The organism is Rhodococcus sp. NPDC056516, assembly GCF_042794655.1.
GTDB lineage: Bacteria > Actinomycetota > Actinomycetes > Mycobacteriales > Mycobacteriaceae > Rhodococcus_F.
Map to the genome: position 1 here is coordinate 202,532 of NZ_JBHTTG010000001.1, position 12,166 is coordinate 214,697.

General features: G+C 62.3%; 12 protein-coding genes. 6 read left to right on the plus strand and 6 right to left on the minus strand.

What is annotated here, in order from left to right; translation table 11 throughout:
• Positions 1 to 82: 82 nt before the first annotated feature.
• On the minus strand, positions 83 to 721 hold the full coding sequence (locus ACFQ6Y_RS00905; protein ID WP_378627888.1) for a TetR/AcrR family transcriptional regulator: 639 nt from the start codon (positions 719 to 721) through the stop codon (positions 83 to 85).
• A gap of 88 nt (positions 722 to 809) precedes the next feature.
• Here ACFQ6Y_RS00905 and ACFQ6Y_RS00910 point away from each other — a divergent pair, with 88 nt between their 5' ends.
• The 4 genes from ACFQ6Y_RS00910 to ACFQ6Y_RS00925 are packed head-to-tail and all read left to right on the plus strand — an operon-like array spanning position 810 to position 4,429.
• Positions 810 to 1,592 (plus strand): SDR family oxidoreductase, encoded by a 783-nt coding sequence (locus ACFQ6Y_RS00910; RefSeq protein ID WP_378530600.1) that lies wholly within the window; start codon positions 810 to 812, stop codon positions 1,590 to 1,592.
• Positions 1,593 to 1,641: 49 nt separating this feature from the next.
• Positions 1,642 to 2,709: a dihydrodipicolinate reductase gene (locus ACFQ6Y_RS00915; protein WP_378627891.1), complete on the plus strand. Its 1,068-nt coding sequence runs from the start codon at positions 1,642 to 1,644 to the stop codon at positions 2,707 to 2,709.
• Positions 2,706 to 3,641 carry an NAD-dependent epimerase/dehydratase family protein gene (locus ACFQ6Y_RS00920; protein WP_378627895.1) on the plus strand — a complete coding sequence of 312 codons (936 nt, stop codon included), beginning with the start codon at positions 2,706 to 2,708 and terminating at the stop codon, positions 3,639 to 3,641. The genes ACFQ6Y_RS00915 and ACFQ6Y_RS00920 overlap by 4 nt, the downstream gene beginning before the upstream one ends.
• Positions 3,642 to 3,679: 38 nt before the next feature.
• Positions 3,680 to 4,429 carry an ankyrin repeat domain-containing protein gene (locus ACFQ6Y_RS00925; RefSeq protein ID WP_378627898.1) on the plus strand — a complete coding sequence of 250 codons (750 nt, stop codon included), beginning with the start codon at positions 3,680 to 3,682 and terminating at the stop codon, positions 4,427 to 4,429.
• Here the strand turns inward: ACFQ6Y_RS00925 and ACFQ6Y_RS00930 are convergent.
• A complete protein-coding gene (locus tag ACFQ6Y_RS00930; protein ID WP_378627902.1) occupies positions 4,390 to 5,430 on the minus strand; it encodes a helix-turn-helix domain-containing protein in 1,041 nt (346 codons plus the stop codon). The two genes, ACFQ6Y_RS00925 and ACFQ6Y_RS00930, sit on opposite strands and share 40 nt — an antisense overlap.
• A gap of 99 nt (positions 5,431 to 5,529) precedes the next feature.
• Between ACFQ6Y_RS00930 and ACFQ6Y_RS00935 the strand changes: the two genes are divergently transcribed.
• Positions 5,530 to 6,336, plus strand: coding sequence for an alpha/beta fold hydrolase (locus ACFQ6Y_RS00935; RefSeq protein ID WP_378627906.1), 807 nt, complete (start codon positions 5,530 to 5,532; stop codon positions 6,334 to 6,336).
• 30 nt (positions 6,337 to 6,366) lie between these two features.
• Here ACFQ6Y_RS00935 and ACFQ6Y_RS00940 read toward each other — a convergent pair whose 3' ends face one another.
• The 4 genes from ACFQ6Y_RS00940 to ACFQ6Y_RS00955 all read right to left on the minus strand — a co-directional run bounded on the left by ACFQ6Y_RS00940 (position 6,367) and on the right by ACFQ6Y_RS00955 (position 11,007).
• A complete protein-coding gene (locus ACFQ6Y_RS00940) occupies positions 6,367 to 7,557 on the minus strand; it encodes a lipid-transfer protein (protein ID WP_378530612.1) in 1,191 nt (396 codons plus the stop codon).
• Positions 7,554 to 8,027 carry a Zn-ribbon domain-containing OB-fold protein gene (locus ACFQ6Y_RS00945; RefSeq protein ID WP_378627909.1) on the minus strand — a complete coding sequence of 158 codons (474 nt, stop codon included), beginning with the start codon at positions 8,025 to 8,027 and terminating at the stop codon, positions 7,554 to 7,556. Before ACFQ6Y_RS00945 ends, ACFQ6Y_RS00940 begins: the two co-directional genes overlap by 4 nt.
• A gap of 211 nt (positions 8,028 to 8,238) precedes the next feature.
• Positions 8,239 to 9,966: an FAD-dependent oxidoreductase gene (locus ACFQ6Y_RS00950; RefSeq protein WP_378627911.1), complete on the minus strand. Its 1,728-nt coding sequence runs from the start codon at positions 9,964 to 9,966 to the stop codon at positions 8,239 to 8,241.
• 33 nt (positions 9,967 to 9,999) lie between these two features.
• Positions 10,000 to 11,007, minus strand: a complete 1,008-nt coding sequence (locus tag ACFQ6Y_RS00955) for a diiron oxygenase (protein WP_214880718.1) — start codon at positions 11,005 to 11,007, stop codon at positions 10,000 to 10,002.
• Between the two features lie 277 nt (positions 11,008 to 11,284).
• Between ACFQ6Y_RS00955 and ACFQ6Y_RS00960 the strand changes: the two genes are divergently transcribed.
• Positions 11,285 to 12,127 (plus strand): SDR family oxidoreductase, encoded by an 843-nt coding sequence (locus ACFQ6Y_RS00960; protein WP_378447553.1) that lies wholly within the window; start codon positions 11,285 to 11,287, stop codon positions 12,125 to 12,127.
• The last annotated feature ends 39 nt before the right edge of the window (positions 12,128 to 12,166 follow it).

Here is a 12,166-nt window from a genome sequence, read left to right on the forward strand (position 1 = left end):
AATCAAAAATTCGGACCAAAGTCCCTGATTTAGCGAGTCCCGATTTCGAACTCCACGAAGCGCCTGATCGGCTCTGCTGCGCTCATGTGATCTCCTGGTCCTTCGGCGTGACGCCATGGAGCAATATGTCCGGCATTCGTTCGACCAGGGGTGCGGATTCGTCTTCGGGCATCAGCATTCTCAGGACCATCGTGCCGCCGACGATGAACAGCATCGTTGCCTGAGCGTCCCGCATCGCGTCGGCATCGCCCCCGCCGCGGTTCAGCATCTGCGCGAGCATGGCGATGCCGGGGCCGCCGAACTCCGACCACAATGTCGACGGCAGGTCGCCGCGCTCGGCGAATGCGGAGAGCAGGCCAGGCAATGCCGCCTTCACCTCGGGTTTCGCAAAGAGCTCCAGGGTGTAGTTGCACGAAGCTCGTACCCATTCTTCGGGGTCGGTGGCGTCGGCGACGGGCGGAGACTCGTCGACCCAACCGAAGACTGCTTCGAAAACCAGGTGAGTCTTGGACGGCCACCGACGGTACAGAGCGGGCTTGCCGACGCCGGCGCGCTCGGAGATCGCCACCATCGTCGTCTTGTCCCAGCCGACCTCGGCCAGCAACTCGCGTGCCGCGGCCAGGGCTGAATCACCGATGGCGGGATCGCGGGGCCTCCCGCGTAGCCGTTCGGTGTCTTCGTCTGGGGTGACGTTGTCCGGGGTGACTTCTTCGAAATCCATTGTGAATAGCGTAACGCAGTGTTACGTTTCTCCATATTCGTAACACGGCGTTACGTTATCCATCGGGTGCCCTGTGGAGGTGCGCGTCATGACTCAATTGCTCGAAGATTCGACCGTGGTAATTTCCGGCGTCGGAACCGGTCTGGGGCGTGAAATCGCTTTGGCTGCAGTCCGTGACGGGGCCAACGTGGTGCTCGGCGCAAGAACCGAAGAGAATTTGAAGTCCGTCTGCGAGGAGATCGATCCGACCGGCGCTCGCGTCGCCTATTCGGTGACGGACATCGCCGATCCGGAGTCGTGCTCGCGCTTGATCGATACTGCCACCGAACGTTTCGGCCGGGTGGATGCGCTGGTCAACGTCGCGGCCAAGGAAGACGTGTTCGGTGGGCTCGAAGGTGCCGATCTGAGTGCCTGGAAGGCCATGTTGGATGTCAACGTCATCGGAACTCTCACTTTGACGCAGGCGGCGCTACCCGAATTGAAGAAGCGCGGTGGCGCTGTCGTCATGATCGGCTCGCAGGCCATGTTTCATCCGCAGTTGCCCCAATCGGCATACGCGACGTCCAAGGGTGCGCTGTACGCAGCGATGTGGTCGCTGGCAAAAGAACTGGGACAGTATCGAATTCGTGTCAACACCGTAGTTCCCACGTGGATGTGGGGACCGCCGGTACAGCTCTACGTCGGCCTCGCGGCGGCCGACCGTCGGGTCCCCGAAGAAGACATCATCGCCGAGATCAGCAAGAACATGCCGCTCGGTGAAATCCCGGCAGACGACGACGTAGCGGACGCCGTGGTCTTCTTCGCGTCCAATCGTGCTCGGATGTTGACCGGGCAGACGCTGTTCGTCAACGGCGGCGAGTTCTTCCGCTGATCGTCGATACACCATCTGCTGACTCTGCTCTGGAAAGGACTACACTGCAATGAAACACAAGGTCATCGTCTGGGGAACGGGCGTCGTGGGGAAGTTGGTCATCCGCGAACTGCTCGATCATCCCGAATTCGAACTGGTCGGCGTGATCGTGCACAACCCGGAGAAGGACGGCGTCGACGTCGGCACACTCATCGGAGTCGAGCCGGTGGGGTTGGCCGCCACGATCGACAGCGAGGCAGCACTCGCCGTCGATGCCGACGCGGTTGCATACTTCGGTCCGACTGCTGAATTCGCCATCGAGAACATCGCGAACATGTCTCGCTCTCTGCTGTCAGGTAAGCATGTGGTGTCGACGTCGATGACGCCGTTGGTCTACCCGCAGGTGTGCCCGAAAGAAATGCTGGAGGACCTCGAAAAGGCTTGTCGTGAAAGCGGAAAGTCGTGCTTCACCACGGGAATCGATCCGGGATTTGCCAACGATCTCTTCCCGTTGACGCTCATGGGCGTCTGTGGCCGGGTGGACAGCGTCCGCGTGCAGGAACTGTTGGACTACGCGAACTATGCAGGCGACTACAGCTCCACGATGGGAATCGGCGTGTCGGTCGATACTCCGGCGGTACTCGAGATTCCCGAGGTGTTGATCTTCGCCTGGGGTCACACCATTCCGATGATCGCCGACGCCGTCGGAGTCAAGTTGGACCGTATCGACACCGTGTACGAGAAGTGGGCCGCCACCGAGCCGATCACGTATCCGTTCGGTGTCATCGAACCCGGTCAATGTGCCGCAGTGCGATTCGAGATCCGCGGTTGGGTGGGTGACGAGGCGAAGATCGTGATCGAGCACGTCAACCGCATCACCAACGATGCCGCAACACACTGGCCCAGAGCAACTTCCGTGGAGAACGACGTCTACCGCGTGATCATCAAAGGCAGTCCGGACATCACGCAGGAGACCGCGTTCCGTGGGGCGCTCGACGGAGATCCGATCACCGGAGGATGCCTGGCGACGGGAATGCGAGCGATCAACGCCATTCCGATGCTCGACGACATCGAAGCCGGGCTCGTTTCAGCGCTGGATCTTCCCCTCATCGCCGGGCGAGGCACCATCCGATCATGAAGGTGCTCTTGACGGGAGCCTTCGGGAACATCGGTTCGCACGTTCTGACGGAACTCGTGCGCAGAGGTCACGACGTTCGTTGTCTTGCGCTGGCAACTCCCGATGATCGCAAGCGGGCGACCGCCTTTCACGGGATCGAGACGATCTGGGGCGACATTCGTGACTACCAGACCGTCGAGGCCGCGGTGGCAGGGGTAGATGTCGTAGTTCACTTGGCCGCAGTCATTCCGCCTGCCAGTGAACTCGACGTTGCTGGTGCGGCGAAGGTCAATGTCGAGGGAACTCGTAACGTCGTCACGGCAGCGCTGGCGCAGAGCGGTCCACCGAAAGTTCTCTTCGCGTCGACATTCGATGTTCACGGTCGAACGATGGATCGGAAACCGCCTCGTAGAGTGGATGATCCACTCGAGGCGACGGATGGTTACACAGCCCAGAAGATCGAAGCCGAACGCATAGTGCGAGAGTCCGGTCTGACGTGGTTCATCCCGCGGTTCGCCGACGTTCCGATCATCGCCGCACGTGGGGCCGATCCCATCATGTTCGAGATCGGCTTGGACAACAGGATCGAGGTGCTGCACCCAGATGATGCGGCCGTCGCTCTCGCCAACGCACTGGAGACGCCACAGGTGTGGGGCCGGGTGCTGTTTGTCGGTGGTGGTGAGTCCTGTCAGGTGACCTACCGTGACTATCTGGCGAGGATGCTTGGCGCCATGGGGTTGGAACCGTTGCCCGAGAGAGCTTTCAGCGGCAACGAATATGTGACGGACTGGGTGGATACCGAAGAGAGTCAGCGGCTGTTGCGGTATCAGAGCCGTAGCTTCGACGACATCACCGCCGACATCGCAGCCACGCTCGGCTGGAAACGGTGGATCATTCCGGCGATCAAACCGGTGGTGAGACGATCGATGTTGAAGATGTCGCCCTATCTGTGATTCTCGGGCCATTCGGCCGGCTGTGGAAGACTGGTTCCATGAAGCGGATGTCGAGAGCTGTCCTCACAGGCGGAATAATCGTAGCGTCGGTAACCGGAGCCTTGGTGGGTTGCAGTTCTTCCGACACCTCGGTTGCGCCCACCACCGCGTCGTCGTCAGCGACGGCACCGCCTGCAGATGCCAAGCCGCCGTCGACGCCGGAATCCGAACGGGCACTCTTCGATGCGGTGGACCGCAATGATCCGGCAGCGATCACCGCTGCCCTGGCTTCCGGTGCGAACATCGAAGCCCGCGATCAGGACGATCGGACTCCGCTCGTCGAGGCCACCAAGAACAACGCCGTCGCTGCGGCGTCCACGTTGATTCTTGCCGGTGCAGACGTGAACGCGAAGGATTCCATGCAGGATTCGGCCTTCCTGTATTCCGGAGCTGAGGGATTGAACGAGATTCTGGCGCTCACGCTCGCCCACGGCGCGGACGTCGGCAGCGTGAACCGTTACGGCGGTACGGCTCTGATTCCCGCGAGTGAACACGCTCATGTCGAGACCGTCCGGATGCTGATCGCTGCCGGGGTCCCGGTCAATCACGTCAATGATCCGGGGTGGACGGCGCTACTCGAAGCCGTTGTGTACGGCGACGGTTCCGCGCGCTATATCGATGTGATCACTCAGCTCCTCGACGCTGGGGCAGATCCCTCGATCCGGGATGCGTCAGGAAAGACCGCGTTGGACAATGCCGAAAGTCGTGGTCAGTCAGACGTTGTGGCGCTACTTGAATCGCGGAGCTGACGCCAACGAGTCGGGCTGATTCCGTAGGCCAGCCGAAAGCGTCGGCTGAAGTGGCCGGCGTCGACAAAGCCCGCCCGGTGCGCGATGGTCGCGATCGGCAGGTCGGCGGTGGCCGGTCCACGAAGTTCTTCGCGAGCTTTTTGCAGACGCTGGGTGATGATCCACTGCTCGATCCGAAATCCGTTGTCCGAGCAGATCTTGTACAGCTGTCGCAGTGAGATGTTGTGGGCGTGAGCAATTCGTGCGGGATGCAGTGCTGGATCGTGAAGGTGTTCGCGGATGTATCGACGGATCGAAGCCGCGGCGAGTGTCGATCTCGGGGCCGAAGCGTCGGGATTGGAATGCGCGATGGAGGTGACCAACGCGCGCGCGAGTTCGATCGAAGCCTCACCCAGTTGTTCGGCCGCGGGATCGGTGTCCAACAGGTCGGCGCAGCGGAACAATTCGCGAACGTGCGCGATCATCAAGGGGTACAGATTGCTGTGGTGAGGCCGGGTCGCTGCGTCGCGGACGGTCTCGATCGGCAATCCCAGCCGATCCATCGGAACGTAGAGGCACTGGGAAGCGCCCGTTCCCGACCAGGAGAAATCGTAGGTCGACGTCAGGTCCGTCATCAGCAGTTCACCGGCGGGCACTCTGCGTTGTTCGTCGTGTTGGTCTAGATGGCCGATCCCGCTCTCCTGCAGGGCAATCGCAAGGACGGGCATCGACGCGGACCGGAGGTGGCGTGGTGTTCGGGTCAACCGCATACCAGTCGACTCGGAGCGGAACAGTGATGCTGCACCGAGGTTCCACACGTTCATTCTTGCGCTCACCCGTTCCGGGGTCTCCAAGTGGATTGCGCACGGAACCGAGGCACGACCCATCGCGTCGACAAAGGCGTCCGTGCGTTGGTCAGGCTCCAGCACGGCTGTATCCAGGAGCAAAGCCATGCAGCCCTGATACCCCGCGATGCGGACGCTCAACCAGAAGTTGTGCAGTGTGAGCCCAGAAGTCTGCACGGACAGTCACGTCCGTCGCACCAGGTATTTCTAGGATCGAAACGGGCATGTCCCGGCTTACCGCAGTTTCTCGCTTTTCGACGAGAGTGAAGGAAACGCATGAAGATCTCACGTGTATTCACAGCAGTTCTGGCGTTGCTCATGACAGTTGCGGCCGGACTGATCTTCGGCTCTGGTGCCGCGGTGGCAAGTCCCATGCCAACTGTCGTTCTCGTTCACGGCGCCTTTGCCGACGCGACCAGTTGGGACGGCGTTGCCGCCGACCTCCGTTCGCGTGGCTATCGAGTCGTGGTGCCGGACAATCCTCTACGCGGGCCCGCTTACGACGCATCCGTGATCGAGAAGACGGTTGCGGACATCGACGGGCCTGTCGTGCTCGTCGGCCACTCGTACGGCGGCGCGGTGATCACCAATGTCCACGACCCGAAGGTTCAGTCGTTGGTGTACATCGCGGCGTTTGCTCCGGTGCAAGGTGAGCCGGTGCAGATCACGATCGATCCCATCAGGTTCCCAGGCAGTCAATTGCTGCCTCCGGCGTTGGGATTGAAGATCGTGGACGATCCTCACGCGATCGGCGGTAAGAACGTCGACGGCTACGTCACTGACGAGTATTTCCATTCCGTCTTCGCTCAGGATGTTTCCGACGAGACAGCGGCAACGATGTTGGCACATCAGAAGTCCGCGGCTTTGTGGGCGAACCTCGAACTCGGCGGACCGCCGTCCTGGGCGAACACGCCGAGCTGGTATTTGGTCGCCGGTGAGGATCGCGTGATCCCGGCGACGGCGCAGCGCTTCATGGCAAATCGCATGGGCGCGAACACCAGCGAACTCCCGACGTCTCATGCCTCGCTGGTTTCACAGCCAGGGGCAGTGGCAGACGTGATCGTGGCGGCCGCTCACGGTTGAGTGAGCGACCGCCACGAAAGCAGAACAGGGTCAGGCGGAAACGATCACCGAGGAGCCGTGGCCGAACAGGCCCTGGTTGGCGGTGATGCCGATGCGAGCACCGTCGACCTGACGGCCTTCGGCCTGCCCACGAAGCTGCCAGGTGAGCTCGCAGACCTGCGCAAGTGCCTGTGCGGGAACAGCTTCGCCGAAGCACGCGAGACCGCCGGACGGATTGACCGGAATGCGGCCCCCGATGCTGGTGTCACCCGCACGCAGTAGGTGCTCGGCCTCGCCTCGCTTGCACAGGGCGAGGTCTTCGATCCAGTCCAGTTCCACCGAGGTGGCGAGGTCGTAAACCTCGGCGACGTCGACATCCTCGGGAGAGATCCCGGCTTCTTCGTACGCGGCGTAGCCGATGGATTCCTTGAACGTGCGCTCCGGCGCGGGGACGGCGGAGCTGGAATCGGTGGAGAAGTTCGGCATGTCCATGATCGTCTGCGGGAACGTCGGCGTGACTGTCGAAATAGCCTTGATTCGAACAGGTTCCGCGATGCCCATCTTGCGGGCGTATTCCATCGACGTCAGCAAGATTGCGGCGCCGCCGTCCGACGTCGCGCAGATGTCGAGCAGGTGCAGGGGATTGGACACCACGGGGGAGGCCAACACGTTCTCGACGGTGACTTCCTTGCGGTAGCGCGCATTCGGGTTGGCTAGGCCGTGCTTGGCGTTCTTGACCTTCACGTTGGCGAAGTCCTCAGCGGTTGCGCCGTAGAGGTCGATGCGACGACGCGCGTTGAGCGCGAAGTACGCCGGGTTGGTCATACCCATGAGGCGGAAGCGCAGCCAGTCCGGGTCGTCCCAACGCTCACCGGCAACGGGAGCGAGGAAACCCTTGGGTGTGGTGTCGGCGCCGACGACCAGCGCAACCTCACTGAGGCCGGCCAGGATTCGAGCGCGGGCGGTGTCGAGTGCCTGGGCACCCGTCGCACACGCGGCGTACGACGTGGCGACGCGAGCGCCGTTCCAGCCGAGTGCCTGGGCGAAGGTGGCTCCGGCGACGTATCCGCCGTACCCGTTGCGGACGGTCTCGCCGCCGACGATGAAGTCGACGTCCTGCCAGTCGACACCCGAATCGGCGAGCGCGGCGCGAGCGGCGGCAACGCCGTACTTCACGAACGACTGGCCCCACTTGCCCCAGGGGTGCATGCCCACACCGAGTACTGCGACGTCCTTGCTCATGACTGCGACTCCTGATCGGCGGCGACAGGCTTCCAGCGCCACGTCGTACGAACTCCGGTTTCGTCCGTGTACAGCGGCTCGACAACCAATTCGACGGTATTGCCGACCTTGAGATCGTCGACGCCGTAACCGTCGGCCACCTGGCCGAGGATGACGATGCCCTCAGGCAGCTCGACTGCTGCCAGAGCGAAGGGCTCGTATGGATCCGAGCGCGGGATGTACGGCGGTGGCGGCTGGTACTGCGCGTCGGTGTACGACCAGACGGTGCCGCGGCGGGAGAGTTCCACGTCGTCGAACTCCTCGCTGAAGCAGCTCGGGTTCTTGCAGAACGTCGCCTCACGAGGGAAGGAAATGGTGCCGCAGGATTGGCACTTCGTGCCGATCAGAGCAGGTTCGTCGCCGATGGTGAACCAACCCTCTACTGCAGGTGTCACACTCCCGTTCGGCGCCGGCGTTGCAGTCTCGCTCATGCAATCCTCATCTGGTTGGCGCGCCTGATCCTGAGATCGTGGCCCGCTGTGCCGCTTACTGGAACAGGTTGCAGTATTACACGATTTCCGCCGCTGACGGGCAAAAATTTTCGCTGAGTGGGACGCCTGGCTCAACGCAGACAGCCCCGCCGGGCAGACGAGTCTGCAGGCGGGGCTGTGTGCGTGAAAGTAGCTGTTTACCTGTGGTGGATCAGCGAGCGCGAACGGGTCGACCGAATCGACGGGCCGGCTTCACCCGAGCTGCGGCTTGGAGGATCGACGTGACCTCGCCTTGATCGAGAATCTTCTCGCGGACGCGATCGTGTGCAGCGCCGCGTTCCAACTCTGCCTTGTCGATGGAGTGCCAACCCTCGCGGTCGACGACATCGGACTGCCTAGCTCGAACCAGACGATCGACGGCGGAGTCGTCGGCGACAGGGTTGGTCAAGCGGCCGTCGTTGAAGTCGTCGACGAGCATCCTGATGGTTTCCTGCGCACAGGACTTGTTGGTGCCGATGAACCCACTCGGTCCACGCTTGATCCATCCGGTTGCGTAGACGCCGGTGGCGGGATCACCGTTCGGAGCCTCGAGGACGCGGCCGTGCTCGTTCGGAATGACCGAACCACGCTCGTCGAACGGGACGCCGGCGATGGGCACTCCGCGGTAGCCGATCGAGGTGAGAACGAGCCCGGCGTCGATGGTCTCGGTATCGCCGGTCGCCTCGATCTGCACGGTTCCGTTGACGTCGACCAGGGCGTTGCGAGCGAATTCGATTCCACTGACCTGGTCGTCGCCGGTGATAGACGTCGGCGTGAGCAGGTAGCGCAACGTGATGCGCTTGTTGCCGACGTCGACGTGATCGCGGTTTTTCAGGGCTTCGAGTAGACGCAACTTCTGCTCGACGGCGTGTGGAAGCTCGCCGCGTTTTGCCAGTTCTTCGGTTGCCGAGTCGAGAACCATGTCGTCGGGTCCGACGGACAGTTCGATGTCCGGCAGTGCCATCAGACCGGTGAACTCGGGAACTGTGAACGCTGACTGCGCGATTCCGCGGCGACCCACGATGACAACTTCTTCGACACGACTCTTCCGCAGAGCGGCGAGTGCGTGAGCGGAGATGTCGGTACCCGCCAACTTCTCGGGATCGGCCGTCAGGATGCGAGCGACGTCGAGGGCGACATTTCCGTTTCCGATGATGACCGCGCGGCGATGCGAGAGGTCGAAGACGTCGTCTGCGTGATCGGGGTGGCCGTTGTACCAGGCCACGAAGTCGGTGGCCGAGGCCGTGCCAGGCAGATCAGCACCCGGAATGCCGAGACCACGGTCGGACGATGCGCCGACTGCGTAGAGCACCGCATGGTGATTTTCGAGCAGTTCGCTGTGCGAGATGTGCTTGCCGATCTCGACGTTGAGGTAGAACTCGAAACCCTTTTGCGCGGCGATCTTGTCGAACAGGCGGGTGACCTGCTTGGTCTTCTGATGATCCGGAGCAACGCCGGCTCTGACCAAGCCGTACGGGACCGGAAGGCGATCGAAGACGTTGACCTGCACATCGGGCTGCGTCAGCAACTCGTCCGCGGCGTACATCGCGGACGGACCGGAACCGACGATCGCTACTCGCAACGGCGGGCGGCCCTTGTCGACATGGGCTGCCGGGATGACCTTGGCGAGAAGTGGCCGAGGCCGCTCTTCCTTGTAGAAGTCCGCGTTGATGGACAGGAAGACCCGCTGCGGGTCGGTCAGCTTCGACTCGGGGACGATGGCGTCGACCGGGCAGGCAGAGACGCATGCCCCGCAGTCGACGCAGGCCTGCGGATCGATGTGCAGCATCTCGGCGGTGAGGAAGTCCGGCTCGTCCGGCGTCGGATGGATGCAGTTGACCGGGCAGGCGTAGACGCACGAGGCGTCGCTGCAACAGGACTGCGTGACTACGTGTGGCATGGCGCTATGAGTCCGATCTCGACTGTCCGGGAGCTACGCGGCGGCGTTGTGCGAGCTGCGGTGAGGTTCGCTACGGAAGCGTGATGCGCGGCCGTCCATCTTGCAGGCCTTCCACACCAAGCGCGAGGCACGGTTCATCAGTCCGGTGTCGGTGGCCAGCATGCGGACGTCACCGAAGTAGTTGCGCAGGGTCTGACGCGATTCGGGCAGATCCCAGAACAGGTCCTTCTTCACGGACTTGGGGATGTCGAACTGCTTCCAGAAGGACTTCGGCGGGATGACGATGGCGTCACAGAGAATGCGCATGACGATCGGGAACAGCAGCGAGAGGACAAACCGGTTCGGGCGTGACATCAGCGGGATGCGACGGCTCAGAAGCTTGTGCGCGAACGAGATGTGGCGCGCTTCCTCGGCCACGTGGATGGCCATGACCGACTGCATGATCGGGTGGATCTGGCCGCCGGCGCGCAGGATGCTCTTCTGGATGTGGTCGATCGGCTCTTCACCGGCGAGGACACCGACGAAGAACAGTTCGGGGAACGGACCCGCGGCGAGGGGGATGAAGGGTGCAAGCATCTTCATCGGACGGCTCATGCCTGGAGCGTCGGCACCGATGCGGTTGACCATCTCCTGGAACATCATCGTGTGGTTGCACTCTTCGACGGACTCGTGCGTGCAGTAGCGTGCCTCGGCCGAATCGTTGGGCAGCGAGAAGACGTACTGCATCATGCCGCGGATCAGGATGTTCTCGAACTGGAGACCGACCTTCGCGACGTTGGCCTGGCGCCACATGCCGATTTCGATCTGCTTGGCCTCGGACTGCGCCTGGTACCAGGGGTGTGCACCCAGCGGGTCTGTCTCGGCCGGGAGGATCCAGCGGCGATCGTTCGGGACGACGGCGAACTCGGGGGAATCCCAGTCGATGTCGAGGTACGGGTCGAAGTGCTTGTGCACCGAGCCCTCGGACAGGAGTCGAAGCGTCTCGTTGTACGAGTCGTCGGATGCTTCTGCGCGCTTGTCGAGCGGCGATGTGAGCGTCATGGCGTCTCCTCTTCGTTTCGGTCACCGCTGGTGTTTCTCGCGGTATTCGGTGGAATCGAGGGCCGGTTGTGTGATCGCTGGCACTCGGTCTGGATTTAATGTAACCCGAGGTATCAGGAAAAGCTAGTGGCAGATACTCCTGGATCTCGACGAATTCTTGACACGGCCGAAACGGCGCCATAACTTACTTTTGAGTAATTTCCGCGGTGCGTCCGAAGTGGGCTGTTCAGGGACGGGTTCGCACCGAATCGCACGCGAAGATCGAACCGAGGCCGACGTGATCAGATCGATTCTCAGCAATCTTGCATTGAGTCCGCCGACGCGTCTGCGCTCACTTGTTCCGTCGCGTGGCGTCACGCTCTCCGACAAGACAATCGTTCTGACGGGAGCCTCCTCGGGGATCGGTGAGGCGACTGCCCACCTCCTGGCCCGCCGAGGAGCCGAGATGATCCTGGTCGCGCGTGGTGAGGAAAACCTCGAACACGTGCGGGACGATATCCACCGCCAGGGAGGGTGGGCGCACATCGTGCCAGCGGACCTCTCGCGAGGGGAAGCTGTGGACGAACTCGCGGAGACCATCGCCGATCGATTCGGGTCGGTCGACATACTCGTCAACAATGCGGGTCGCTCGATCCGGCGTACCGCGTTGGATTCGGTCGACCGATTCCACGACTACGAGCGCACCATGGCACTGAACTATTTCGGACCTACACGACTGACGCTGCGTCTGCTGCCCGCGATGCTCGAGGCGAAATCCGGACACATCATCAACGTCGGAACCTGGGGAGTTACTGCCGGGGTGATGCCCAGGTTCAGCGCCTATCACGCGTCGAAGTCTGCGCTCAGTGCCTTCGGCCGAAGCCTCGGAGCGGAGTGTCACGGCACCGGCGTCGATGTCACCACAGTGCAATTCCCGCTCATACGAACACCGATGATCGCGCCGACGGCAGATTACGTGAGCCAGCCGGCGCTGACAGCCGATCAAGCTGCGTCGTGGATCTTGCGGGCGATCAATACTCGCCCCGCCGAGATGTATCCGCGATATGCGGGGCTTCTCCGGGCGATCGATGTTGTATCCCCTTCTGCTACTGACGCTCTCGTGCGCAGGGCCGGGATCTGACCTGAACGTACCTCGAGCACCGGGGCATGGTGATGCCCC